Origin of the sequence: Gluconobacter potus, assembly GCF_015244705.1 — a bacterium.
Lineage (GTDB): Bacteria > Pseudomonadota > Alphaproteobacteria > Acetobacterales > Acetobacteraceae > Gluconobacter > Gluconobacter potus.
This window is the reverse complement of sequence record NZ_JABCQF010000003.1, coordinates 149,258-172,753: the sequence shown is the minus strand read 5'-3', so window position 1 is coordinate 172,753 and position 23,496 is coordinate 149,258. Positions and strand designations below refer to the sequence as shown.

Annotated in this window: 25 protein-coding genes; 20 read left to right on the top strand and 5 right to left on the bottom strand. The window is 63.3% G+C overall.

What is annotated here, in order from left to right; genetic code table 11:
- Positions 1-4: 4 nt before the first annotated feature.
- Positions 5-868, top strand: a complete 864-nt coding sequence (gene gluQRS, locus HKD31_RS07205) for a tRNA glutamyl-Q(34) synthetase GluQRS (RefSeq protein ID WP_194264767.1) — start codon at positions 5-7, stop codon at positions 866-868.
- On the opposite strand, the gene HKD31_RS16040 is transcribed toward gluQRS, so the two are convergent.
- On the bottom strand, positions 853-984 hold the full coding sequence (locus tag HKD31_RS16040; protein WP_228120333.1) for a lipoprotein: 132 nt from the start codon (positions 982-984) through the stop codon (positions 853-855). The genes gluQRS and HKD31_RS16040 overlap by 16 nt on opposite strands.
- Positions 981-2,426: an argininosuccinate lyase gene (argH, locus tag HKD31_RS07200; protein WP_194264768.1), complete on the bottom strand. Its 1,446-nt coding sequence runs from the start codon at positions 2,424-2,426 to the stop codon at positions 981-983. Before argH ends, HKD31_RS16040 begins: the two co-directional genes overlap by 4 nt.
- Positions 2,427-2,441: 15 nt before the next feature.
- Here argH and HKD31_RS07195 point away from each other — a divergent pair, with 15 nt between their 5' ends.
- The 12 genes from HKD31_RS07195 to HKD31_RS07140 are packed head-to-tail and all read left to right on the top strand — an operon-like array spanning position 2,442 to position 12,784.
- Positions 2,442-3,041, top strand: coding sequence for a TlpA disulfide reductase family protein (locus HKD31_RS07195; RefSeq protein WP_194264769.1), 600 nt, complete (start codon positions 2,442-2,444; stop codon positions 3,039-3,041).
- An 8-nt stretch (positions 3,042-3,049) separates the two neighbouring features.
- Positions 3,050-3,619, top strand: coding sequence for a TlpA family protein disulfide reductase (locus tag HKD31_RS07190; RefSeq protein ID WP_194264770.1), 570 nt, complete (start codon positions 3,050-3,052; stop codon positions 3,617-3,619).
- A 46-nt stretch (positions 3,620-3,665) separates the two neighbouring features.
- Complete coding sequence (locus HKD31_RS07185) at positions 3,666-4,313, top strand: TlpA disulfide reductase family protein (RefSeq protein WP_194264771.1); 648 nt, start codon at positions 3,666-3,668, stop codon at positions 4,311-4,313.
- Positions 4,314-4,331: 18 nt separating this feature from the next.
- Complete coding sequence (locus HKD31_RS07180) at positions 4,332-5,108, top strand: N-formylglutamate amidohydrolase (RefSeq protein ID WP_194264772.1); 777 nt, start codon at positions 4,332-4,334, stop codon at positions 5,106-5,108.
- Positions 5,105-5,944, top strand: coding sequence for a shikimate dehydrogenase (locus HKD31_RS07175; RefSeq protein WP_194264773.1), 840 nt, complete (start codon positions 5,105-5,107; stop codon positions 5,942-5,944). The genes HKD31_RS07180 and HKD31_RS07175 overlap by 4 nt, the downstream gene beginning before the upstream one ends.
- Positions 5,941-6,546, top strand: a complete 606-nt coding sequence (gene coaE, locus HKD31_RS07170; RefSeq protein ID WP_194264774.1) for a dephospho-CoA kinase — start codon at positions 5,941-5,943, stop codon at positions 6,544-6,546. Before HKD31_RS07175 ends, coaE begins: the two co-directional genes overlap by 4 nt.
- The gene (gene dnaQ, locus HKD31_RS07165; protein WP_062496869.1) at positions 6,543-7,229 is read left to right on the top strand and encodes a DNA polymerase III subunit epsilon; all 687 of its coding nucleotides are present in this window, start codon (positions 6,543-6,545) and stop codon (positions 7,227-7,229) included. Before coaE ends, dnaQ begins: the two co-directional genes overlap by 4 nt.
- Positions 7,229-8,149 carry a glycosyltransferase family 9 protein gene (locus HKD31_RS07160; protein ID WP_194264823.1) on the top strand — a complete coding sequence of 307 codons (921 nt, stop codon included), beginning with the start codon at positions 7,229-7,231 and terminating at the stop codon, positions 8,147-8,149. Before dnaQ ends, HKD31_RS07160 begins: the two co-directional genes overlap by 1 nt.
- Positions 8,150-8,185: 36 nt before the next feature.
- The gene (locus HKD31_RS07155) at positions 8,186-9,235 is read left to right on the top strand and encodes a glycosyltransferase (RefSeq protein WP_194264775.1); all 1,050 of its coding nucleotides are present in this window, start codon (positions 8,186-8,188) and stop codon (positions 9,233-9,235) included.
- Positions 9,235-10,995, top strand: a complete 1,761-nt coding sequence (asnB, locus tag HKD31_RS07150) for an asparagine synthase (glutamine-hydrolyzing) (RefSeq protein WP_194264824.1) — start codon at positions 9,235-9,237, stop codon at positions 10,993-10,995. The genes HKD31_RS07155 and asnB overlap by 1 nt, the downstream gene beginning before the upstream one ends.
- A gap of 28 nt (positions 10,996-11,023) precedes the next feature.
- Entirely contained in the window at positions 11,024-12,343 is a 1,320-nt protein-coding gene (locus tag HKD31_RS07145; RefSeq protein ID WP_194264776.1) for a dihydroorotase, read from the top strand.
- A gap of 45 nt (positions 12,344-12,388) precedes the next feature.
- On the top strand, positions 12,389-12,784 hold the full coding sequence (locus HKD31_RS07140) for a hypothetical protein (RefSeq protein ID WP_228120332.1): 396 nt from the start codon (positions 12,389-12,391) through the stop codon (positions 12,782-12,784).
- A 25-nt stretch (positions 12,785-12,809) separates the two neighbouring features.
- Here the strand turns inward: HKD31_RS07140 and HKD31_RS07135 are convergent, their stop codons facing one another.
- Positions 12,810-13,112: a hypothetical protein gene (locus HKD31_RS07135; protein WP_024716766.1), complete on the bottom strand. Its 303-nt coding sequence runs from the start codon at positions 13,110-13,112 to the stop codon at positions 12,810-12,812.
- A gap of 187 nt (positions 13,113-13,299) precedes the next feature.
- On the opposite strand from HKD31_RS07135, the gene HKD31_RS07130 reads away from it, so the two are divergent.
- From HKD31_RS07130 to HKD31_RS07110, 5 genes are all read left to right on the top strand, one after another.
- Entirely contained in the window at positions 13,300-13,980 is a 681-nt protein-coding gene (locus tag HKD31_RS07130) for a tetratricopeptide repeat protein (protein ID WP_231100601.1), read from the top strand.
- Positions 13,980-15,392: a PQQ-binding-like beta-propeller repeat protein gene (locus tag HKD31_RS07125; RefSeq protein ID WP_062496858.1), complete on the top strand. Its 1,413-nt coding sequence runs from the start codon at positions 13,980-13,982 to the stop codon at positions 15,390-15,392. Before HKD31_RS07130 ends, HKD31_RS07125 begins: the two co-directional genes overlap by 1 nt.
- A gap of 4 nt (positions 15,393-15,396) precedes the next feature.
- Complete coding sequence (der, locus tag HKD31_RS07120) at positions 15,397-16,776, top strand: ribosome biogenesis GTPase Der (protein ID WP_034953656.1); 1,380 nt, start codon at positions 15,397-15,399, stop codon at positions 16,774-16,776.
- Positions 16,777-16,906: 130 nt separating this feature from the next.
- Positions 16,907-18,319: a sugar porter family MFS transporter gene (locus HKD31_RS07115; RefSeq protein ID WP_194264777.1), complete on the top strand. Its 1,413-nt coding sequence runs from the start codon at positions 16,907-16,909 to the stop codon at positions 18,317-18,319.
- A 4-nt stretch (positions 18,320-18,323) separates the two neighbouring features.
- A complete protein-coding gene (locus tag HKD31_RS07110) occupies positions 18,324-19,712 on the top strand; it encodes an MFS transporter (protein WP_194264778.1) in 1,389 nt (462 codons plus the stop codon).
- Here HKD31_RS07110 and HKD31_RS07105 read toward each other — a convergent pair.
- Together HKD31_RS07105 and ubiA are read right to left on the bottom strand one after the other, a co-directional pair.
- Positions 19,681-20,349 carry a class I SAM-dependent methyltransferase gene (locus HKD31_RS07105; RefSeq protein WP_194264779.1) on the bottom strand — a complete coding sequence of 223 codons (669 nt, stop codon included), beginning with the start codon at positions 20,347-20,349 and terminating at the stop codon, positions 19,681-19,683. The two genes, HKD31_RS07110 and HKD31_RS07105, sit on opposite strands and share 32 nt — an antisense overlap.
- Positions 20,346-21,263, bottom strand: a complete 918-nt coding sequence (gene ubiA / locus HKD31_RS07100) for a 4-hydroxybenzoate octaprenyltransferase (RefSeq protein ID WP_194264780.1) — start codon at positions 21,261-21,263, stop codon at positions 20,346-20,348. The genes HKD31_RS07105 and ubiA overlap by 4 nt, the downstream gene beginning before the upstream one ends.
- A gap of 35 nt (positions 21,264-21,298) precedes the next feature.
- Between ubiA and HKD31_RS07095 the strand changes: the two genes are divergently transcribed.
- Positions 21,299-22,051, top strand: a complete 753-nt coding sequence (locus HKD31_RS07095) for a 16S rRNA (uracil(1498)-N(3))-methyltransferase (RefSeq protein WP_194264826.1) — start codon at positions 21,299-21,301, stop codon at positions 22,049-22,051.
- 67 nt (positions 22,052-22,118) lie between these two features.
- On the top strand, positions 22,119-23,495 hold the full coding sequence (locus HKD31_RS07090; RefSeq protein WP_194264781.1) for a glutamate--cysteine ligase: 1,377 nt from the start codon (positions 22,119-22,121) through the stop codon (positions 23,493-23,495).
- Position 23,496: the final 1 nt, after the last annotated feature.

Sequence of the window (23,496 nt, the reverse complement as noted above, 5' to 3'; positions counted from 1 at the left end):
ATTCATGACGCCTTCTGCCACGACACGATTTGCGCCGAGTCCCACGGGATTCCTGCATCTGGGGCATGTGGTCTCGGGGCTGTATTCGCGGATCATGGCTGGAGAGGCCGGAAGGTTTCTGATTCGTATCGAGGATATTGATACGACGCGCTGTACACCGGAACTGACGCAGGCGTTGCGTGAAGATCTGGACTGGCTTGGGCTGTATTCAGACGGGCCGGTCCGGCAGCAGTCGGAGCATCTGGCAGAGTATCATGCCGTGCTGGACACCCTGCGGGAGCGGGGGTGGTTGTACCCGTGTTTCTGCACGCGACGGGAGATTGCCGAAGCTGCGACGCAGGTCGCGCCGGACGGGAGCCTTGTTTATCCGGGGACCTGTCGACACAGCGCGGCACGGGAAGGGCAGGGACGTGATCCGGTCTGGCGGCTCGATATGGGGCGGGCGCTGGATGTGTTGCAGGGCGTGCCGGGCTGGCATGAGGTCGGGCATGGGCGGGTTGCCGGGAAAGCCGATGCGTTTGGTGATATCGTTCTGGCGCGGCGGGATACGGGTGTGTCGTATCATCTGTGCGTCACGCATGACGATGCGCTTGAGGGTGTGACGACCGTGACACGCGGGCGCGATCTGTATGAGGCGACGTCAGTCCAGCGTGTGTTGCAGGACCTGATGGGCTGGCCGGAACCGGTTTATGCGCATCATGCACTCATTCTGGATGCAGAGGGGCACAAACTGTCCAAGCGGGATGGCGCGGAAGGTGTGCGGGTTCTGCGGCAGGCGGGCTGGACGGCTCGGCAGGTGCTGGAGCACCCGCTGGTGCGGCAGGCTCTGGAGGCGAGCCTGCCGACAGGGGTTTATTCCGGCGGGTAGACGCCCGGATAGGTAATGTCCTGCGAGGGGCCCGGGGCGTGCGGGGCGCCTTTCTTGCCGCAGGCGGTCAGGCCGAGGGCCATAACCGCCATGCTGACGAGCAGCAGTTTTTTCATGCGGTTTCTCCGAGTTTTGCGAGCCATGCTTCGGCCTGATGCTTCACATTGGCTGGCGCCGTGCCGCCTTCGCTGGTGCGGGAGGCAAGAGAGGCCTCGACGGTCAGGACATCGAAAACACCAGCGTTGATCTGCGGTTCGACGGACTGCATCTCTTCAAGTGACAGATCGGCTAGATCGCAGCCTTTCTGTTCCGCCATGCCGACCAGACGGCCAGTGACGTGATGGGCGGTGCGGAAGGGGACGCGCAGTTCGCGGACCAGCCAGTCGGCGAGGTCGGTGGCGGTAGAGAAGCCCATTCCCGCGACTTCACGCATCCGGGTGGTGTTGGCTTTCAGGTCCCGGATCATGCCGTCCATTGCGGCCAGCGAGAGTGTCATGGCCTCGGTGGCGTCAAAGACGGGTTCCTTGTCTTCCTGCGTGTCCTTGGCATAGGCGAGCGGCAGGCCCTTCATGACCGTCAGCAGGCCCACGAAATCGCCCATGATGCGGCCGATCTTGGCACGGACGAGCTCGGCGGCGTCCGGATTGCGCTTCTGCGGCATGATGGAGGAGCCGGTCGTAAAAGCATCCGACAGCGTGATGAAGCCGAAGGGAGCGGAGGCCCACATCACGATTTCCTCGGCCAGACGCGACAGATGCATGGCCTGAAGCGATAGGGCGGAGAGGAATTCGAGCGCGAAGTCACGGTCCGAAACTGCGTCGAGCGAATTGGCGGTCGGGCGGTCGAAATCCAGTGCTGCGGCCGTCATGCGGCGGTCGATCGGAAAGGACGTGCCGGCAAGAGCAGCCGAGCCGAGCGGACATTCGTTCAGACGGGCGCGGGCGTCACGCAGGCGACCGCGATCGCGCGACAGCATCTCGACATAGGCCAGAAGGTGGTGGCCGAACGTGACCGGCTGGGCGACCTGAAGATGAGTGAAGCCGGGCATCGGTGTTGCGGCATGTTCCAGCGCACGGGTGGCGAGGGAGCGCATCAGGGAGGCGGTCTGCTCCTGCAGGCCGTCGATGGCGTCGCGGACCCAGAGGCGGAAATCGGTGGCGACCTGATCATTGCGCGAACGCGCCGTATGCAGGCGCTTGCCGGCCTCGCCGATCCGCTCGGACAGGCGGGCCTCGATGTTCATGTGAATGTCTTCGAGGGCGGGGGAGAACTCTAAGCGGCCTTCGCTGATTTCCTGTGCGATGTCGCCCAGGCCCTGACGGATTTCGGCCAGTTCGGTCTCGGTCAGCAGGCCGACCTTCTGGAGCATGGCGGCATGGGCGAGGGAGCCGCGGATGTCCTGTCGCCACAGGATCTTGTCAAATCCGATGGAGGCATTGATCTCGCCCATGATGGCAGCCGGACCCGAGGCGAAGCGGCCACCCCATTGCGGATTGGCGGCTGTGCCTTCAAAGGATGTAGCGGCATCTGATTGTGTGTCGACAGGAGCGTTTTTCATGGGAACCGTAAACAGATGATTCGGAAGCAGATCGACCGGCGAACCCTTCTTGGAAGAGCGGCCAGCCTAGCTGCGGCGGCTTCCCTCTGCAATTGCGGGCTGGGGAATTCTGCCCGGGCAGCGGATGGTGTGCAGCCGATGCTGCCGTCGCTCAAGCCCGGCGCGCCCAGGCTGGAGCCCGTGAATTTCCAGCTTGTCGGGCCCGGGGGGACGGCGCTTTCCCTGTCCACGATGAGGGGGCGGCCTTTTGTGCTGCATCTGTGGGCGACCTGGTGTCCGCCCTGCAGACTGGAGCTGCCGGCGCTCAATACGTTCATCGAGAAAACAGGCTCGACCGTGCCCGTGATCCCGGTGGCCGTCGCCAGCCCGATGCCGAAAGTCATGGTGTTTCTGGCGCAGGGCAATCTGCCGCATATCGCGCCTTGGACGCTCGGGCAGCATGAGTTTTCCCAATGGTTCACATCCGGTGAGCCAAGCCTGCCCATGACCTGCGTGATTGATGCGCAGGGGCGGATGCGGGCCAGTGTCGAAGGGGAAATGGCGTGGGCTGCACCGGAGAGCCAGGCGTCTCTGCAAAAGATCCTGTCGGATCTTCAGGCATCCAAACCGGCGTGAGGGCTGATTTGCTCAGTCGGCGGAGTGTTGTTTTCGGGACGGTGGGGCTCGCGGTTGCGGTCGGTTACGGGGCCTCGAAGCTGGCTGGGACGGGGGTACGGCGGGGTATGCCGATTGACCGTCTGATGCCGGGGAAAGCTGTTTCGGGGCCTGTTGGGTTCGGGCTGTCCGGTCCCGGGGGCGTGCGATATGCCCTGACATCGCGTCGGGGCGTGCCATTTCTGCTGCATGTCTGGGCGACGTGGTGCCCGCCGTGCCGTCATGAACTGCCGGGGCTGGCGGCTTTCATGAAGACATGGGGGCCGGACTGTCCAGTTGTTCCGGTGGCGGTTTCAAGTGGATCGCCGGAAGAGATCCATGCATTTCTGGAACACAATGAAGTGGCCGGGCTGCCCGTCTGGGCGGTAGCCGGGGAGGATCTGAAGGCATGGTGCGGGAACAGGGCGCTTGCCATCCCCGTAACATTCCTGATTGATGGTGCAGGGTGCATTCGCGCAACGGCGGCGGGATCGCTGGACTGGACGGCTCCCGGCGCGCCTGCCGCGCTGCGCCGGGTTCTTGCCGCGACGAGCGCCTGAGCCGCGATGTGACAGACCTGCTGCAATGAAAAAACGGATTTCCAACATGACTTTTCCCCTGACACGTCGTCATCTTCTGGGAGGGGCCGGTGCCCTTCTGGTTTCGGGACGGGCCATTGCGGCAACGGCTGCAAAGGAAGAGGCTGGCAAGGGACTGGCTTTTGAGCCGAATTCCTTTGGAAAGCTCGCAACGCCAAAAGTTCTGCCGCCGCTGAGCGTGCAGAACGAGCAGGGGCAGGACGTGCCGCTGTCGCACTGGTACGGCAATCCGTTCATCCTGCATTTCTGGGCAACCTGGTGCCCGCCCTGCATCCGCGAGCTGCCTTCGGTGAATGCGACGGCCAAGGCTCTGGATGCGGATGGTCCGCAGATCGTGGCGGTCGCGGTGCGTGGCAGCACCATTCCGAAGGTCCGGGCGTTTTATGACAGCTACGGGATCGACACGCTGCCGGTGCTGGTTGATCCGGTCTCGGGCGTGATGATGGAAACGGCGGATCAGACGGCGCTGGTGCAGTCCATCCGGCAGGTGCGTCCCGATGACCTGAAGGATCTGACGCCGGATGTCATGTCCCTGCATGGCGTGCCGCGTTCGCTGATCCTGAACGCGAAAGGCGAGGTTGTCGCGGAGTCCATCGGGAACATGGACTGGTCTGCGGACGCCGTGAGGCATACTGTGCAGGCCTTGGCCGGATAGTAAGAGTGTGAAGTCCTGATGTCTGCTCCCCTTCTCGGCGCCAGTGATCCGGCGCCTTTCCTTCTTTTTCCTGAAAAGACGCCGTCGCCGTTCGTGTTCGTCAGCGACCACGCGGGGCGGGCGGTTCCGGATGCGCTGGGAGATATGGGGGTGCAGACCGAGGACTGGCAGCGGCACATCGCCTGGGATATCGGCATCGTAGGCGTAGGGCGCGTCCTGCATGAACTGCTGGGGTCTGCGCTGATCGAACAGGTTTATTCCCGCCTCGTGATCGACTGTAACCGCGCGCCGGGCCATCCGACGTCCATGCCGCTTGTGAGTGACGGGACGCCGGTTCCGGCCAATCAGGCCGCGCAGGAAACGTGCCGGGCAAAACGGGAGCGGGAAATCCTACACCCGTATCACGATACGATTGCCGAGGTTCTGGTTGAGCGCGGACCGCGCCCGACGGCGCTGATCGCACTGCACAGTTTTACGCCGCAGATGAACGGCAAGGACCGGCCCTGGCAGATCGGGATTCTGCATAATCAGGACAGTCGCATGGCCTCGATTGCGCTGGACCTGCTGCGCGAGGATGCGACGTTGTGTGTGGGCGACAATGAACCTTACGTTCTGACGGATACGTCCGACTACACGGTGCCACGGCATGCGGAAGCGGCGGGGCTGCCTTATCTGGAAATCGAGATCCGGCAGGACCTGATTGCCGAAAAGACCGGACAGCGGGACTGGGCCCGGCGTCTGGCCGCGCTGCTGCCGAAGGTCTGGGAGACGTTGGTAGAGGGGCCGGGCACATGATTGACGGTCACACGAAACTTGCAGGCGTCATGGGATGGCCGGTGGAGCATTCCCGTTCCCCGCTGATGCATAATCACTGGTGCCGGGTGAATGGTGTGAACGGGGCTTATGTGCCGCTGCCGACCCATCCGGACGGCTTTGATAAGGCCCTGCGTGGACTGGCAGCGGCCGGGTTTCAGGGCGTAAATGTGACCATTCCGCACAAGGAAGCGGCGATGCGGGCCTGTGATGAACTTACTCCGACGGCCAAGCGGGCCGGCGCGGTGAACACGATCTGTTTCGTGGCAGGTCGTATTATTGGTGACTGCACGGACGGGACGGGTTTCTGCGATAATCTGAGTGCACATGACGTGGCGATTGCCGGTCGGGCCATGGTTCTCGGGGCGGGTGGTGCGGCGCGCGCCGTGGCGGCGGCGCTTCTGGACCGGGGCTGCGAGGTCGTGATTGCCAATCGGACCCTGGAACGGGCGGAAGCACTGGTTGAGGCACTCGGCGGCGGTGAGGCCGTGGCCTGGTACGAATGGCCGTCGCTGCTTTCGGGCTGTTCGCTGCTGGTGAATGCTACTTCGATGGGCATGGGCGGCAAGGCTGGTCTGGACTGGGATGCGGCTCTTCGTGAAGCCGCACCGGGGCTGTGCGTGACGGATATTGTCTATACGCCGCGCGAAACGCCGCTTCTGCTGGCTGCTCAGGCGCGCGGGCTGCGGACGGTGGATGGGCTGGGGATGCTGGTTCATCAGGCACGCGCAGGGTTTCGGGCATGGTTTGGCGTTGATCCGCAGGCCGACCGGACGACATTTGATCTGCTGGCGGCGAGCCTGCGTACTGACGCGTGAAAATCATTGGTCTGACCGGGGGCATGGCGGCCGGGAAAAGTACGGTCGCCGCGCTGTTCCGCAGAGAAGGCGTGCCGGTTTTTGATGCGGACGCGTGTGTCCGGGCTCTTCAGGGCGAACGGGGGAAAGCCCTGCCGCTGATCGGGCAGGCATTTCCCGGAACCGTGACCGAGGGGCGCCTGGATCGTGCGGCGCTTCGCGAGGCCGTGCGGGGGCAGCCCGATGCGCTGAAGCGTCTGGAAGCCATCATGCATCCGCTGGTTCGGGCCGAGCGCGAGCGGTTTCTGAAGCAGTGCCGGGCGCGGCATGAACCGTTCTGTGTGCTGGACATTCCGCTACTGATGGAAATTGGCGAGGACCGCCGCTGCGATGTGGTGGTGGTGGCCGAAGCTCCGATGGGGACGCGTCTGTCCCGTATCCGGCAGCGTGGTCACAGTGGGGGGCGTATGAGCATGGCGGATGCCAAAGGATTGCTGGCGCGCCAGATGAGCGACCATGAGCGCAGACGTCGGGCCGACATCGTGATACGAACCGGCCTGTCGCGTGGGCAGGCCGTCAGGCAGGTCCATGCCCTGTTGCACCGGCTTCGTGAGGCGTCATGAAACGATCTATCCTGTTCGATACGGAAACCACGGGCTTTGACCCGGATATGGGCGACCGCATCATCGAGATCGCGGCCCTCGAACTGATCGACGATCTGCCGACGGGTGAGGCCTATCACGTCCTGATCCATCCAGAGCGCGATATCCCGGCCGAGGCGACCAAGGTGCACGGGTTCCGCATTGAGGATCTGGAAGGGAAGCCGGTATTTTCCGAGGTGGCGGACGGGTTTCTGGAGTTCATCGGGGACAGCCCGATGATCGCGCATAATGCCCGGTTCGATTTCAAATTCGTCAATGCCGAACTGAAAGCGTGCGGTCGCGAGCCGCTCGATTATGCCAGCCGGGCCATCGATACGGTGGAAATGGCGCGGAAGAAATATCCCGGTCTGCCCGCCAGTCTCGATGCGCTGTGTCGGCGCTTCGGCATCGACCTGTCGCAGCGTGGCACCCATAACGCGCTGCTGGACTGCAAGCTTCTGGCTGAAGTCTATGTGGAACTGATGGGCGGCCGTCAGCGCGGGCTGGGGCTGGCGGGGCCGTCCCGCAGCCGCAGCATGACAGACGGGATCAATGCGCTCGCCAACCGCAAGCCGCGGAAAATGGCGCCTCCGACTGCGGAAGAACTTCAGGCGCATGAGGCGTTCGTCAGCACCATCAAGGATGCGGTCTGGCTTCGCGAATGATGCGGATCCTGTTCATCACGTCCAACCGTCTGGGCGATGCGGTTATTTCAACGGGTGTGCTGGATGCGTTGCAGAAGCGTTATCCGGCGGCGATGTTCACGGTGGTCTGTGGCCCTGTGGCGGCGGGGCTCTTCGAGGCCGATCCACGTTGCGAGCGCATTATCACCATGGAAAAGCGTCGGCATGACCGGCACTGGATTGATCTGTGGCGCGCCTGTTTCCGGACGCGCTGGTTCATGGTTGTCGATCTGCGGGGTTCCCTGATCGGACTGACGCTGCGGGCGAGGCGGCGGATCATCGTGCGTGGTGGGCGCCGTCCGGGTCGGCGGGTTGAACAGCTTGGAGAGGCACTCGGATATCGCAGGACGCCTATGCCGTGTGTCTGGATTTCGGAAAAGCAGCGTGCGGAGGCTGTTGCGGCCTTGCCCGAAGGGCAATGGCTGGCGCTGGGACCGACGGCGAACTGGGACGGGAAGATCTGGCCGCCCGAGCGGTTCGTCGAACTGGCTCAGGCGCTGAAGGCGGAAAATCTGCGTCCCGTCGTGTTCTATGGCCCTGGCGAGGGGGAGCGTGCGCGGGCGGAACCGGTGTTGAAGGCGCTGCCGGAGGCTCTGGATCTTGGCGGAGACAAATCGCTGGGCGAGGTTGCCGCACTTCTTCAGCGCTGTGCGCTGTTTGTTGGCAATGATTCCGGGCTGATGCATCTGGCCGCCGCTGCGGGGACGCCGACGCTTGGGCTGTTCGGGCCGTCGCGAGCTTCGGAATATGCGCCGGCCGGGCGGCTTGCCCGGTTCGTGGAGGCGCCGGGGCCGGAGGGACATGCCCCCATCGAAGGCTTAGGGGTTGCGGCTGTGCTGAAGGCCGCGACGGAGATCCTGCATGAAAAAGACGTTTGTGCTTCGGACGGGGGCTCGGACTGACTTGATGCCCTGTCGGTCATGGCCGATAGAAGAAAGATGAAGTCTGCATCGTCCAATGGATACCGGGGTCGTGTGGCCCATGTGATGGCAGGGGCTCCCAGGGGGGGCGCGGAGCTGTTCTTCGAGCGTCTGACAATGGCCCAGACGCGGGATGGACGTCCCGTTCAGGCGCTGATCCGGCAGGATGAAGGCCGGGTCGTACGGCTTGAGGAAGCGGGCGTTGAGACGCAGTCTTTCCGGTTTGGCGGGCTGCTGGATCTGCGGACCACACCGGGGTTGCGGCGCAGTCTCAAAGCGTTCAGGCCGGATGTGGTCGTCGCATGGATGAGCCGGGCCGCACGGCTGGTGCCGTCCGGACCGTGGCAGATTGCCGGGCGTCTGGGAGGCTATTACGATCTGTCGAATTATCGCCGCTGCGATCATCTGATCGGCAATACGCGCGGTCTGGCGGAGTGGATGCGGGGGGAGGGCTGGGCGGCCGATCGTGTGCATCATCTCCCCAATTTCGCGACGGATTTTTCGTCCGTGACGCCGCTGCGGCCCGCCTTTCTGCCGCCGGATGTACCGTTTGCCCTGGCGCTGGGGCGGCTGCATGAAAACAAGGCCTTTGATGTGCTGATCCGGGCGATGAAGCATCTGCCGGGCGTGCATCTGGTGATTGCGGGCGAGGGGCCGGAGCGTCCTGCGCTTGAGGCGCTGGCGAAGGCGGAAAATGTTGCGGATCGGGTGCATCTTCCCGGCTGGATCGCGCAGAGCGGACCCTGGCTGCGGGCGTGTGATGTTCTGGTCTGCCCCTCCCGGATCGAACCGCTGGGCAATGTCGTGATCGAGGCGCTGTCTGCTGGGGTGCCTGTTGTGGCGAGCAATATTCAGGGACCTCAGGAAATTCTCGAAGGGACGCAGGACGGTCTGCTGGCCGAGGTCGAGAATGAGCGCGATCTTGCGGCGCAGATCGGAAGCGTTCTGGACGATGAGACTGTGGCGCAGACTCTTTCCATCAACGGGCGGGCGCGGTTTGAGCAGGAGTTTGCTCAGGATGTTGTCATGGCGCGATGGTCGGCTTTTCTGGACGGAGTGCGCGCCTGATGTGTGGAATTGCGGGTCTTTCCTGCCTGCCGGGGCATCATCCGGATCAGGACGCGCTGGAGCGCATGTCGCAGGCCATTTTCCACCGCGGGCCGGATGGGGAAGGGCGGCTGGACCTGGGTGGGGCGGCGTTGCGTCACCGCAGACTGTCCATCGTTGATATCGCGGGTGGTGCACAGCCGTTCAGGCTTGGCGCGGCGGCCCTGATCGCGAACGGGGAAATCTATAACGACCCGGCTATTCGCAGGCGTTTTCCCAAAACCTGTTTTCAGACCCATAGCGACTGCGAACCGCCTTTGCATCTGTGGCTGCATGATGGCGCGGGATACACGCATGAACTGCGGGGCATGTATGCCATTGCGATCGTTGAGAACGAGCACGGCCGGCATGAGATGGTACTGTCGCGCGATCCGTTCGGCATCAAGCCGCTCTATATCGCGGCCTATGAGGGGGGCATTGCCTTCGCGTCCGAGCCGCAGGCGCTGCTGGCAGGTGGGTTTGGCAAGCGCAGCATTCGGGATGGTGCGCGTAATGAGTTGATGCAACTTCAGTTCACGACGGGGCAAGACATCATTTTCGACGGCATCCGCCGGCTTCTGCCTGGTGAGACGCTCCGGATCGTGGATGGGCGAATCGTGGAATCGCGCCGACGGCATGTTCTGCATGAAGCGCGGGATACGGTTCCGGCGCGTTTGAGCGACGAGCAGGCGTTGACACGGCTGGATGCGGCGCTGCTCGACAGTGTGGGCGCGCATCTGAGGGCGGATGTGCCGCTGGGGCTGTTCCTGTCGGGCGGGATCGACAGTTCGGTCATTCTGGCTGCGGCGCATCGGCTGGGACTGCCGCATCCGCGCACCTGGACGGCACGTTTCGATGCCGGGGCTGCGGACGAGTCTGCCGATGCGGCTGCACTGGCGGCATCAGTCGGGGCCGAGCATCATGTTCTGACTGTGACAGAAGAGATGGTCTGGCGCGATCTGCCGTCCATCGTGACGTGCATGGATGATCCGGCTGCGGATTATGCCGTCATCCCGACATGGTTTCTGGCGCGTGAGGCGCGAAAGGACGTCACCGTCATTCTCAGCGGCGAAGGCGGGGATGAGCTTTTTGCAGGCTATGGCCGCTATCGGCGCGTGATGAAGCCCTGGTGGAAGGGCGGTCGTGCGCCGTACCGGTCCGGGACGTTTGGCAAGCGCTTTGCAGAGCACGGGCGGCAGTGGCGGCGCGGGATTGCCATGACGGAACTGGCTCTCGGGGTTTCAGGGCTGGAAGGCGCTCAGGCGCTTGATATTGCGGAATGGCTGCCCAACGATCTGCTGCTCAAGCTGGACCGGTGCCTGATGGCGCATTCGGTCGAGGGGCGTACGCCGCTGCTGGACCCGGTTGTTGCCAAGGCAATCTGGCCGTTGCCGGAGCATTTCAAGGTCCGGGAAGGTTACGGAAAATGGCTTCTGCGGCGCTGGCTTCAGGAGGCGCTACCGCAGGCGCGTCCGTTTGCGCCGAAGCAGGGCTTTACAGTGCCGGTCGGGCCGTGGATCGAGAAGCAGGCGCACCGTCTGGGACCACTGGTCGCACGTCAGCCCTGCATCCGGGCCATGATGCCCGGGCCGGACGTGGAGCGTCTTTTTGCCCGGGCCAGCCAGCGCGGTGTGGCGCGGCAGGCCTGGACGCTGCTGTTTTTCGCGCTGTGGCATCGTCATCATATTGAAGGGGTTCCCGTGGACGGGGATACGTTCGAAACTCTCTCGCGCGCTTCATGAGTATCTTACTGATTTGCAAGGACGGAACATGCATTACGATCTGATCATCCGCGGTGGACGCTGCGTTTTTCCCTGGGGCGAGGCGGAAGCGGATATCGGCGTGCGCAACGGGAAAGTGGCGTCGCTGTCCGTCGGGTCTGCGGATGAGGCGGACCGGGTGATCGATGCACGCGGCCTGCATGTTCTGCCCGGACTGATTGATGCGCATGTTCATCTGCGCGATCCGGGCAAGCCCGAGGTCGAGACGCTCGAGACCGGGACGCGGGCTGCGGCGCTGGGCGGTATTGCGACGGTTTTCGACATGCCCAACACGTCCCCGAGTGTGACGGATGTGACGATGATCGACTGGAAGCGCGATCATATCCGCAAGACGGCGCACGTGGATGTCGGCATCTATGTCGGCGCGACACGGGAGAACACGCCGGATCTGGCAATGCTGGAACAGCAGCCGGGTGTGTGTGCGGTGAAGGTGTTTGCCGGGTCGTCCACGGGCAATCTGATGATCGAGGACGATGCGGGTCTGGAAGCGGTCATGCGCTCGGGGCATCGTCGCGTGGCCTATCATTCGGAGGACGAATATCGTCTTCAGGCCCGCAAGCCGATGTTCCATGAAGGCCAGCCTTACGAAACACACAGCGTCTGGCGGGATGTGGAATGTGCGTTCCTTGGCACGCGCCGCATCATGGCGCTGGCGCGCAAGACCAACCGTCCCGCGCATATCCTGCATGTCTCGACGGCTGAGGAACTGGATTATCTGGCGGATTACCGCGACATTTCCACTGTCGAGGTTCTGGTGAACCATCTCACGCAGGTGGCGCCGGAATGTTACGAAAAGCTCGGTGGTCTGGCCGTCATGAACCCGCCGCTGCGGGACCGCTCGCACTGGGAAGCAAGCTGGCAGGCCGTGCGGGATGGCCGGGTGGACGTGGTTTCGTCTGATCATGCGCCGCATCCGCTTGAGGCCAAAAAGCTGCCCTGGCCGAAATGCCCGGCGGGTCTGACGGGGACGCAGACGATCGTGCCGGTCATGCTCGATCATGTGAATGCGGGGCGTCTGTCGCTGTCGCGTCTGGTGGACCTGATGGCAGCAGGGCCGGCACGGGTTTACGGCTTGCAGACCAAGGGGCGCATGGCTGTCGGATTCGATGCCGATTTCACGCTCGTGGACATGAAGGCCGAGCGCGAGATCACGAATGACTGGATCGTCACGCCGGCGGGCTGGACGCCGTTTGACGGAACGCGTGTGACGGGTTGGCCGATGGCGACGATCGTTCGTGGAACGGTCGTGATGCAGGACAATGAGGTCTCCGGCGGCCCGACTGGTGAGCCTGCCAAATTTGCGCCTTGATCTGGGCGTAGGGCGCGCAACGCTTCGAACAGGAAAGGGAGCTGTATGAGACGTTGCGTTGTCGCCATCCGTAAGGCGGCGCTGTTTGGTCTGGTTTTTGCAGGGATTGCCGGTGCCGGGTCGGCCAGTGCGGCCGAGGCGGCATGGACCGCTTCAAAATGTGGTGCCGAGCCGCAGGCGCCTGCGGTGAAGGCCGCGACGGTCGCGCAGTATAACGAAAGCGTGGATCGCGTGACGGCTTATGAAAAGGCAGCCCGCGTTTACAATGCGTGTGTCGCGGCTCAGGCCAACCGGGAAGAGACGGCGATCAGCCAGGAAGCAAGCGCGCGGATTTCCCATGTCCATGCGGGGAGCGCGGCTGTTCAGTCCCATATCGCGTCGTCGTTCCAGACGCTGTCCGCCAATCTGGCCGCTGCCAGCCGCAAACTGGGCCATCACTGACGCTCTGCAAAGCCCGTCGCGATTCTTACTGCCCCATGCGTTCCTGATTCTGAGCCGGAGTCAGGGATGTGGGGCCGCCATAGGTCTGGCGGGCGACATTGGGCATAAGATCGGGGCGCGCCCAGCAGGTCGTGCCCTCGAAGCTTGTGGTGCAGTAGGGCTGCGGCGGAGGCGGCCCGGCCGGCCGGGCGCAGAAACTTTCGTCATCGTACAGATAGGCCGTGTTGCAGTCCTTTCCCGTGACGGCGGAAGCGATGCGATCCGGCGCGCAGCCTTCAAGCGCGCAGAACACCAGGGGAAGCAGCAGGAGCGGGACAGGCTTTTTCATGGCCGTCAGGATGCTTCCGGTGCGGTTAAGGAAGTCTGAATGTCGGCCGGATTTTCTGCCGTGATACCGTTTTTCACAGTCACGGACTGCTTCAGCCGGCCTTCGGATGTGTGAAGCGTTTGCCGCGACGGTGCGGCGCCTGTATGGTCGCGCAAACAGTTTGAAGACCGATCCAGCAGGGGACCAGGTGGCAGACGATTTCATCACGCAGGTGAACGAAGAAATGCAGGCGCAGCGGTTGCGGGCCATGGCACGGCGCATTGGCGCCGTGGTGGGCGTCGTGGCCGTGATTGGAGCCATCGGTGGTGGCGTGTGGGGCTGGAACAGTCACGCGCGTCATGCAGCACAGCAGGCGGCATCGGCACGGTATTTTACCGCCATGACGGCGCTGTCCGATCCCAAGCATGATGCCGCGGCCACCCAGAAGGCCACCGCGACCTTCCAGGATCTGGCGGAGCATGGTCCGGTGGGCGTGCGTTCCTATGCCGCGCTGCGTCTGGCCGATCTGCAGAGCCAGGCCCATCAGACGGACGCGGCGCTGAAGACGTGGCAGGGCGTGGCGGATGATAACGCTGCCGATCCGGCCCTGCGGGACATGGCGCGCTACATGAGCCTGAACGCCCGGACTGCGACGGCCGATCCGAAGACGCTCCGCCCGGGCTATGAAGCCCTGGCGCAGGGCGGTGGTGCCTGGGCTCCTCTGGCTCAGGAAGGTCTTGCCGCGCTTGACCTGCGCCCCGGTGCGACGGCGGACCAGCAGAAGGAAGCCCGGCGCATCCTGACGCAGATCGTTGGCAGTGAAAACGCGACCGAAGGGGTGCGTGCGCGTGCGCAGGCCCTGCTCGAGACATTTGGAGACGCCGGTTGATGCGCCGTCCTGTTCTTTCCCGCTCTTCCCTTTCCGTGAACCGCTCCATGGGGCGCCGTGGTCTTCTGCGGACGGCCTGCTCGGGCAGTGCCCTAGCCGTTCTGGGCGGTTGCAGCCTGTTCGAAGACGACAGGAAGCCGCCTCTGGCCGGACATCGCGTGGACGTCCTGTCCACGGGCGCCGGGCTGACGGTCGATCATGACGATCATACGCCGATCAGCCTCGGCCCGGTCCAGCCGGTGCGGGAATGGCTGCAGGAAGGGGGGCGTCCATCCCATGTCGCCGTGAATGCAGCGTGGAATGGTCCGGATCTGGCCTGGAGCCATTCGGTCGGCGCGCCAACGGATCCGTCCAGCTTTCTGGCGACGATCGCGATCATGCCGACCAATCGTGGTGCGATCCAGTCACCGCCGGTCATCGGCAACGGTCATATCTACACGACGGATGCGCAGGGCGTGGTGAAGGCCTGGACCTGGCCGGAACGCCGTCATGTCTGGACGCGTCAGCCCGCTACGGCCAGAAGCCGCTCGACCAATATTGGCGGTGGCCTCGCCCTCGATGGAGACACGCTCTATATCGTGGACGGCGTGGCTCAGGCCCTGGCCGTTGAAGCCCTGACGGGCAAGGTGAAATGGCGCGTCAGCACCGGAACGCCGGGCCGCTCCGCGCCGACGATCGCGGAAGGCCTCATGGTCTTCGGAACAATCGATGAGCGTCTGATCGCGCTAAACGCCAATACCGGCCATCAGGTCTGGACGTATCAGGCCACCGCATCCGACACGGTGATTTTCGGACAGTCCGCCCCGGCTTTCGTGGATGGCGTCATTCTCGCGGGCTTTGGCAGTGGCGATCTGGTGGCCCTGCGTGCGGCGTCGGGTGAGATGGTCTGGAGTGACAGTCTCGGCGGTTCCAACGGCATGGGCGCCATGCTCGACTTCTCCTGCATCCGCGGCGCGCCGGTCATCATGGACGGGACGGCCTATGCCGTGTCCATGTCCCGCGTGCTGGTGGCGATCGACATGCGCTCGGGCCGTCGCCTGTGGGAACGTGAGGTCAGCGGGCAGAGTCCTATGGCGATCTGTGGCGACTGGATGTATGTCCTGTCCACGGATCAGCAGATCGCCTGCCTGGATCGTCTGTCCGGGCATGTGCGCTGGATCACGCAGCTGCGTCGCTTCATCCGCGTTGACGTGGAAAAGGATGCGATTGCCTGGGTGGGCCCGCTTCTCGTGAACGGCAAGCTGATCTGCTTCTCCACCTTTCCAAAAGAAGGCATGGCTGTTCTGAATGCCGTGACCGGGAAACTTGAACTGACCCGCAAGACCGTCGCCCCGTGTCAGGTTCAGCCGATCGTCTGTGACGGTCATGTGCTGACCGTGTCCCAGGACGCCGTTCTGCGGGCCTATGGCTGAACGAATGACCTCTGAGAACCTGCCCGTTGTTGTTATTGCCGGGCGCCCGAATGTCGGGAAATCCACTCTGTTCAACCGGCTTGTCGGCCGCCGTCAGGCGATCGTCTCCGACATGCCGGGCGTTACGCGCGACCGCAAGGAGGGCGAGGCTCTTCTGCGTGGTCGTCGGGTTCGGCTGATCGATACGGCCGGGCTGGAGGAAGCTGCACCGGATACGCTGTACGGGCGGATGCGGGCTTCGTCCGAATCCGCTGTTGCGATGGCGGATCTGGTGCTGTTCTGCATTGATGCGCGTTCGGGCATCACGCCTGCGGATGCGCATTTTGCGAGCTGGCTGCGCCGTCAGAACCGCCCCGTCCTGCTGATCGCCAACAAGGCGGAAGGACAGGCGGGGACGAATGCGGCTCTTGAGGCCTATTCGCTCGGGCTGGGAACGCCGCTGGCCCTGTCTGCCGAGCATGGCGAAGGCATTGCCGATCTCATGGGTGAGATTGCCGAGCGTTTGCCGCCGGCGGAAAAATCCCGTCGTCGTGAGGCTCCGAAGGCCGAAGGCGAGGAAGACGAGCGTCCGGCCGGTCCGCTGCGTCTGGCGATCATCGGTCGTCCGAATGCGGGCAAGTCCACGCTGCTGAACTGTCTGCTGGGCGAAGAGCGGATGATCACGGGGCCGGAAGCAGGTCTGACACGTGATTCCATCACCGTCGAACTGCATGACGAGCACGGCCCCATCCAGTTGGTCGATACGGCGGGGATGCGCAAGCGCGCCCGCGTTGAGCAGCATCTTGAAAAGATGTCCGTCTCGGCTTCCATCGAAGCCCTGAAAATGGCGGAAGTGGTCGTGCTGGTGATCGATGCGACGCTTGGCGTGCATGAGCAGGATCTCCAGATCGGCCGTCTGATCGAGCGTGAGGGCCGGGCCTGCGTCATTGCGCTAAACAAGTGGGACGCCGTTGAGGACCGGAACGCGACCAAGAAGGCGATTCTGGACCGTCTGGAAATCTCGCTGGCCCAGGTGCGTGGCATTCCGGTCGTGACGTTCTCTGCGCTGACAGGAGCGGGTGTGCATCGTCTCCTTCCGGCTGTTCGGGAGGTTTACGAGATCTGGAATTCGCGTGTCTCCACGGGTGAACTGAACCGCTGGTTCGAGGATGCGCTTGAGCGTCATCAGCCGCCGCTCGTGGATGGTCGTCGGCTCAAGCTGCGTTACATGACGCAGGTGAAGGCGCGTCCGCCGACATTCCTGCTGTTCGGTACGCGGGCGGAGCAGCTTCCGGATTCCTACAAGCGCTATCTCGTTAACGGACTGCGTGAAACGTTCCATATGCCGGGTGTTCCGGTGCGTCTGCAGCTGCGCGGAACGAAAAATCCTTACGCGGAAAAGTGATTTTCTGTTCGTTTGGATATAGACCACACCCCTGATCGATCATTAATACAGGACCGGCTGTTTCCGGTTTCGGAACGTTCGGTCCTGTCCCCTTGAAGAAGGGTGTGTTTCGGGGGAGGTGACTACGGGTATGGTTGGGATTGCTTCGTCTTCCAGTGAGGGGCTGTCCACGCAACAGCCCCGCAGCACGGCACGGGCGACAACCCTTGGTATTCTGGCGGCTCTGGCCGGACTGATGTTCGGCCTTGATACCGGCGTGGTCGCCGGTGCGCTTCCATTCATTGCAACTGATTTCCATGCAGGCGTTGCCCTTCAGGGCTGGATTGTCTCGTCGATGATGGCCGGGGCAACGGTCGGATCGCTGTTTGCGGGGCGCATTTCGGTCCGGTTTGGTCGTACGGGCGCCATGCTCGGGGCGGCGATCCTGTTCCTGATTGGAACACTGCTCTGCGCCCTGGCGCCCGGTCCTGCTGTCATGATCATCGGGCGGCTTTTCCTCGGGCTTGCGGTTGGTGTGGCTGCCTTTGCCGCCCCGCTCTACATTTCCGAAATCACGGTTGAGTCCGTCCGTGGTGCCATGATTTCGTTCTATCAACTCATGGTGTCCTTGGGGATTTTCCTCGCGTTTGTCTCGGACAGCCTCCTGGCGCCGGGCGGACACTGGCGCTGGATGCTCGGCGTCATGGCGTTGCCGGCCAGTTTCTTTCTTGGAATCGTCCTGATCCTGCCGCACAGCCCGCGCTGGCTGATGATGCGGGGGGAAAAGGAGCGTGCGCGTCGCGTTTTGCAGAGCCTGCGCTCAGATGAGGAAGTGGCCGAAGCGGAACTGGTCGACATCCAGTCGCGCCTGCAGAAGAGCAGCGATGCGGGTATGGGGCTTTTCAAAAGCAATCCGAATTTCCGCCGGACCGTCTTCCTCGGCATGCTGCTTCAGATCATGCAGCAGCTCTCGGGCATCAACGCGCTTCTGTATTACGCCCCGCGCGTCTTTCAGGCGGCGCATTTCGGGACGAATGCGTCCATCTGGGCCACGACGCTCGTGGGACTGACGAACATGGCGCTGACCGGGGTGGCGATTGCCTGTGTCGATCGGTGGGGGCGGCGTCCCCTGCTGATCCTCAGCTGCGGAATCGCGGCATTCTCGCTGGCAGGAGTAGGGATATTGCTGGCCATGGGTGCGCAGAGCTTTGGGCTACAGCTTCTGTTGTGCGGATTCGTTCTCCTGTTCGTCGCGGGTTTTGCCATTGGCGAGGGGCCGCTGGTCTGGACGCTGTGTTCGGAAGTTCAACCGACGCGGGGGCGGGATTTTGGAATTGGCTGCTCCACGGTGACGAACTGGGCCGCGAACTGGGCTATTTCCAACATGTTCCCGCTGGGCATGGCGATGATGGGGGCGTCTTCGACGTTTCTGATGTTTGCCGTCTTCAATGGTCTTTTCATTCTTGTGACCCTATGGTTCGTTCCGGAAACGAAAGGCGTCTCGCTCGAAAGGCTTGAGGCCAATCTTTTTGCAGGCACCCGCCTGCGTGATCTGGGACGCTGAGACGATGACGGCTACGACGGAAGACGGTCCGCAAGAAGAGTACGATCCAAAGCGCCATGCCGGGCTGTACGGGGTCCAGCGTTTCAAGGCGATGTCGGCCGTACTCCTGGCCCTGCTTCTGTCAGTTCTGGATTATGCGATCGCCAATGTGGCCCTGCCGCTGATCGCGCAAGACCTGCATGCGTCGTCTTCACGGGCCATCTGGGTCGTAAATGCCTATCAGCTGGCCAATCTGTCATGCCTGCTGCCGCTGGCATCGCTTGGCGCCCGTGTGGGATTCGGACGACTGAGTCAGCTTGGGATCTTCCTTTTCCTGATCGCGTCTGTCGCCTGTGCCTTGTCACAGAACCTGCTTGAACTGACGCTCGCGCGGGCGCTGCAGGGTGTTGGCGGGGCGTGTATCATGAGTGTGAATATTGCACTCGTGCGTTTCATTTACCCGCATAAGGAGCTGGGGCGGGGCATCGCTCTGAACGGACTTTTCGTCGGGCTGGGAGTGGCTCTTGGTCCGTCTCTTGGATCGCTCATCCTGTCCGTGGCCAGCTGGCCCTGGATTTTCTGGATCAATCTGCCGCTAGCCCTCGCGGCTCTGGCGCTGGCTCATGCTGCACTGCCGCAGACCCCCCGGAGCGATATTCCGACCGATATGGTTGGCTCTCTTCTGACGGTAGCTTCTTTCGCCCTGACCGGTGTGGGGCTCGACGGTCTGATGCATGCCGATTTCCTGTCGGGCGCGGCGGTTACAGTTGCGGGCGTGCTGTGCTGGGCCATGCTGCTGCATTATCAGCGTGAGAGGCTCGAGCCGATCGTGCCGGTCGATCTGCTGGCGCGGCGGCCGTTTCTGCTGGCCTGTCTGGTCGGGTTTCTGGGGTTCGTGGCCTCCAACCTCTACATTGTGGCGATGCCGTTCACACTGGCGTCTGCGTTCCATCGTGGTGCAGGCACGATCGGGCTTCTGATCGCGCCCTGGGCTGTCGGTGTGGCGACGATGTCGTTTGTCGTCAGCCGTCTGGCGGACCGGTTTCCGGCGTCGGTGCTATCCTCGATCGGACTGTTCATTACGGCGAGCGGATTCTGTCTGCTGTGGTTCCTGCCGACGGACGCCGGCAACTGGGCCATCGCCTGGCGGACGCTGTTTGCCGGATGCGGGTTCGGGCTGTTCCAGCCGCCCAATAACCGCGCGATCATGGTCACCGCGCCTCCGGGTCGTGAGGGCGGCGCGAGTGGTATGCTCTCCGTTGCGCGTCTGGCGGGGCAGACGACAGGAGCCCTGCTCGTGGCAGGACTGTTCACGGTCTTTCCCCATCCGGCTTTTATCTGCCTCGGGGCTGCGATGATTGCGGCGCTGACGGGATCTGCGCTCAGTCTGGGGCGGAAATATCTCGCAGCCTGAAGAGCGTGGTGGCGCGCTGGTCCGCGCTTTCCAACTCCTGCGTGACGGGAACGGTCTGCCGCGTCAGGACTTCGAGCGGCATTGATGGGGCGTAGTGCCGGCCCGGATCGCAGAGCCAGACTTCGCAGGTTTTCGAACATTCCAGCAGCCAGGGCACGATCCGCGCCGCCATGGCTTCGTTGTAACAGACGTCTCCGATGACCAGCAGATCACAGTCCGGGAGCGTTCCGATTAGGTCTCCGGGGACGGGAGCGATGGTCACGCTGTTGAGGCGCGCATTCAGATCTGTGGCTTCCAGCGCCATGGGATCGATATCGTTGGCCTGCACATCGGACGCGCCCGACAGGGCAGCGGCAATGGCGGCGAGACCGCATCCGCAGGCTATATCGAGAACGCGGCGTCCCCGGACATGCCCGGGATTATCAAGAATGAAGCGCGCGATGAGCTGGCTGCCGGGCCATGCGAAGGCCCAGAAGGGCGGTTCGATGCCGATCTGTTCGAGATAGACTTCGCTGGCCTGCCAGATGGGGGTGATTTCGGTCGCCAGATGCAGGGAAATCTCAGGCACGAGCGTGGCCTGTGCGATGGCGGTGTTGTCACGGATGAAACCGGCGGGATCGCTCAGGGGCGTGCTCATCCGAAAAGTCTTGCGGCGACAAACCCTGCGGCCAGTACGAATCCGATGGGCACGTTGCGGCGGAACTCCCTGAGGCAGGCCGGAGCGTCATAAGGGTTCAGCACGCGGACCTGTTGGAGCAGCATTGCGGCTGCGAGGGCGAGGAACGGCCAGAAGGTCCAGTGCAGATGGGCGTGGATGGCCACGAGTGCCAGCGCCAGAAGCATGAGGCTGTAACAGGTGGCGATGAACGGGCGGGCGCTCTTTTCCATAAGACGCGACGTGGAGCGGACGCCGATGCGGGCGTCGTCGTCCATGTCCTGAAAGCCGTAGATCGTGTCGAATCCGAGCTGCCAGAGAATGACGGCGCCGTAGAGCAGCAGGCCGTTGCCATCCAGTGTGCCGGCGGCTGCGGCGTAGCCCATGGGGGCGCCGAATCCGAAGGTGAAGCCCATGACGAGCTGCGGCCACCAGGTGATGCGCTTGGCGGCCGGATACAGGGCGACGAGCAGGAGCGCGAGCGGCGCAAGCGCCCAGCAGACGGGCGGCAGGCAGAGGAGAACGCCCAGTCCGATCAGCAAAAGAATGGCCAGCAGAAGCAGGCCCTGTTTCAAGGATAGTGCGCCGCTGGCAAGGGGGCGCCCTGCGGTGCGGGCGACCCTGGCGTCGATGTCGCGGTCCCAGATGTCATTCACGACGCAGCCGGCCGAGCGCATGACGAGCGAGCCGAAGGCGAACAGGGCCGTGTCGATCAGGCGCGTTTGTAGTGACGCATGGGGCGCAAGGAACAGGCCCCACACGCCGGGCAGGAACAGGAGCCATGTTCCGACCGGGCGGTCGAGACGGGCGAGCAGGGCGTAGGAGCGCCATGGCTCGGGCAGGCGCGCAATGCGGCCGGTCAGCTGGATATCGGTATGGGCGCGGGTCTGGCTCATGGGAGATGTGATGCTGCGCGGACATGCTTCCGTCAATGGGCGAGGCGCGCTATCGGAAAAGGATGAGCCGATCCGACCCCCGTCTTTATGTCCCTGCGTCTGAAACAGCCTTCGCGGAAGGCCAGACCGTCCCGCTTCCACCGGGGCAGGCGCATTATCTGGGCAATGTGATGCGTCAGGGCGTGGGCAGTGCTGTGTGCGTGTTCAATGAACGCGACGGCGAGTGGACAGCAGAGATCGCGGCCCTGAAAAAGGACAAGGGAAGTGTTCTGCTGTATCGCTGCGAGCGGACTCCGGCGCCGACGGACGGTGTGGAACTGCTGTTTGCGCCGCTCAAGCGGGATGCGACGGAACTTGTCATCCGTATGGGAACCGAACTGGGGGTGACGCGCTTTCGGCCGGTTGTGACGGAGCGGACCAATACGCACCGGCTCAATCTGGAGCGGCTGTCGCTCATTGCGACCGAAGCGGCCGAGCAGTGCGAACGACTGGATATTCCGGAGATCCTGCCGCCTGAGTCGCTGCGGGTGGTGCTGGCGGAGTGGCCGGACGATCGTCCGCTGTTTGTCGCGCTCGAGCGCCGTCCGGGTGACGATGTGGCGGTGCAGGCCGCGGCCCTGCTGATCGGGCCAGAAGGCGGCTTCTCCGAGGCGGAAGTGGAGCTTCTGCGGCGGCATGCTGCCGTTCATGCGCTCAGCCTGGGGCCACTGGTGCTGCGAGCGGAGACGGCCGTGTGTGCGGGGCTGTCCCGTCTGGCGGCGAGGGCTGAGGATGCCGCCCGAGGGTGACAGAACCGTCGGACCTGCTACAGTTCAATCATTATCGAACAACGAATTCAGACCGAGGCCAAACGCCATGTCCAATCCCGGCACGTCCAATACTGCGTCGATCGAAAGCCGGGCGCAGCTCGTCGAGGCGATCGCGCGTGGTTGCAAACCGCAATCGGAATGGAAGATCGGCACCGAACATGAAAAATTCGGTTTTGTTCTTCCTCATGCTGCTGACGGACGCGAACCGCTCTCCCCGCCGCCTTACGCGCCGCGTGGAATCGGAGCACTGCTGGAGAAGCTTCAGGGACCGGACTGGGCGCCGATCATGGACGGTGAAAACCTGATCGGTCTGAAGGGCCAGAACGCACAGGCAGGACGGGCGATCTCGCTTGAGCCGGCTGGGCAGTTCGAGCTTTCGGGCGCACCGGTTGTCTCGCTTCAGGAAACCGAAGCGGAAATGCAGGCGCATTTCGATCAGGTGCGTGGTCCGGCTGCGGAACTCGGGCTTGGTTTCCTGCCGTTTGGCTTTCAGCCGCTCTGGACGCGCGATGCAATGCCGTGGATGCCCAAGAGCCGCTATGCGATCATGCGCAACTACATGCCAAAGGTCGGTTCGCTCGGCCTCGACATGATGACGCGGACCTGCACGGTTCAGGTCAATCTTGATTTCAGCGATGAAGCCGACATGGCCCGCAAGATGCGCGTGTCACTGGCACTTCAGCCCGTGGCGACGGCGCTGTTTGCGAATTCGCCGTTCGTCGAGGGCAAGGCCAATGGCCTGCTGTCCAACCGGGCCCGGATCTGGACCGACACGGACAACCAGCGTTCGGGACAGCCTTCGGTATTCTTCGAGGACGGATTCGGTTTTGAGCAGTATGTGGACTGGGCGCTGGACGTGCCGATGTATTTCGTCTCGCGGGATGGAAAGAACATCGATGTGGCGGGCTGCTCCTTCCGGCGCTGGCTGGCTGGCGATGTTCAGGAACCGCTGAAGGGTCTGACGCCGACGGTTGGCGATTTCGAGGACCATCTGACGACCGTCTTTCCGGATGTGCGTCTCAAGCAGTTCCTTGAAATGCGCGGCGCGGATGCAGGAAAACTGGAAATGATGGTGGCGCAGTCGGCCCTGTGGGTCGGCCTGCTTTACGATCCGGCCACGTTGGAAGCGGCCGAGAAGCTGGTGCGTGAGCAGCCCTGGAGCGTGTATCAGCAGCTTCGGGCCGAAGTGCCGCGTCTGGGGCTGGATGCAGCGTTCCCGGGTGGTCTGAAACCGTTTACCAAGCGTGTGGTTGAACTGGCCGAGCAGGGCCTGCGGGCGCGTGTGCGCAACGAGGCCGGCTATCTCGATCCGCTGCATCTGATTGCGGATGGCGGTCCGAATCAGGCCCAGTACTGGCTGGATCTGTATAATGGCGCCTGGGGCCAGAGCGTGAAGCCGCTCTTTACCGAAGCCGCCATCTGAT

Coding starts and splice junctions, on each gene's coding strand:
- HKD31_RS07105 (WP_194264779.1), bottom strand. CDS start 20,349: ATGAGCACGCCCCTGAGCGATCCCGCCGGTTTCATCCGTGACAACACC.
- HKD31_RS07110 (WP_194264778.1), top strand. CDS start 18,324: ATGACGGCTACGACGGAAGACGGTCCGCAAGAAGAGTACGATCCAAAG.
- HKD31_RS07090 (WP_194264781.1), top strand. CDS start 22,119: ATGTCCAATCCCGGCACGTCCAATACTGCGTCGATCGAAAGCCGGGCG.
- HKD31_RS07180 (WP_194264772.1), top strand. CDS start 4,332: ATGTCTGCTCCCCTTCTCGGCGCCAGTGATCCGGCGCCTTTCCTTCTT.
- HKD31_RS07135 (WP_024716766.1), bottom strand. CDS start 13,112: ATGAAAAAGCCTGTCCCGCTCCTGCTGCTTCCCCTGGTGTTCTGCGCG.
- HKD31_RS07160 (WP_194264823.1), top strand. CDS start 7,229: ATGCGGATCCTGTTCATCACGTCCAACCGTCTGGGCGATGCGGTTATT.
- der (WP_034953656.1), top strand. CDS start 15,397: ATGACCTCTGAGAACCTGCCCGTTGTTGTTATTGCCGGGCGCCCGAAT.
- ubiA (WP_194264780.1), bottom strand. CDS start 21,263: ATGAGCCAGACCCGCGCCCATACCGATATCCAGCTGACCGGCCGCATT.
- HKD31_RS07125 (WP_062496858.1), top strand. CDS start 13,980: ATGCGCCGTCCTGTTCTTTCCCGCTCTTCCCTTTCCGTGAACCGCTCC.
- gluQRS (WP_194264767.1), top strand. CDS start 5: ATGACGCCTTCTGCCACGACACGATTTGCGCCGAGTCCCACGGGATTC.
- HKD31_RS07140 (WP_228120332.1), top strand. CDS start 12,389: ATGAGACGTTGCGTTGTCGCCATCCGTAAGGCGGCGCTGTTTGGTCTG.
- HKD31_RS07185 (WP_194264771.1), top strand. CDS start 3,666: ATGACTTTTCCCCTGACACGTCGTCATCTTCTGGGAGGGGCCGGTGCC.
- asnB (WP_194264824.1), top strand. CDS start 9,235: ATGTGTGGAATTGCGGGTCTTTCCTGCCTGCCGGGGCATCATCCGGAT.
- argH (WP_194264768.1), bottom strand. CDS start 2,426: ATGAAAAACGCTCCTGTCGACACACAATCAGATGCCGCTACATCCTTT.
- HKD31_RS07155 (WP_194264775.1), top strand. CDS start 8,186: ATGAAGTCTGCATCGTCCAATGGATACCGGGGTCGTGTGGCCCATGTG.
- HKD31_RS16040 (WP_228120333.1), bottom strand. CDS start 984: ATGAAAAAACTGCTGCTCGTCAGCATGGCGGTTATGGCCCTCGGCCTG.
- HKD31_RS07145 (WP_194264776.1), top strand. CDS start 11,024: ATGCATTACGATCTGATCATCCGCGGTGGACGCTGCGTTTTTCCCTGG.
- HKD31_RS07095 (WP_194264826.1), top strand. CDS start 21,299: ATGGGCGAGGCGCGCTATCGGAAAAGGATGAGCCGATCCGACCCCCGT.
- HKD31_RS07115 (WP_194264777.1), top strand. CDS start 16,907: ATGGTTGGGATTGCTTCGTCTTCCAGTGAGGGGCTGTCCACGCAACAG.
- HKD31_RS07195 (WP_194264769.1), top strand. CDS start 2,442: ATGATTCGGAAGCAGATCGACCGGCGAACCCTTCTTGGAAGAGCGGCC.
- dnaQ (WP_062496869.1), top strand. CDS start 6,543: ATGAAACGATCTATCCTGTTCGATACGGAAACCACGGGCTTTGACCCG.
- HKD31_RS07175 (WP_194264773.1), top strand. CDS start 5,105: ATGATTGACGGTCACACGAAACTTGCAGGCGTCATGGGATGGCCGGTG.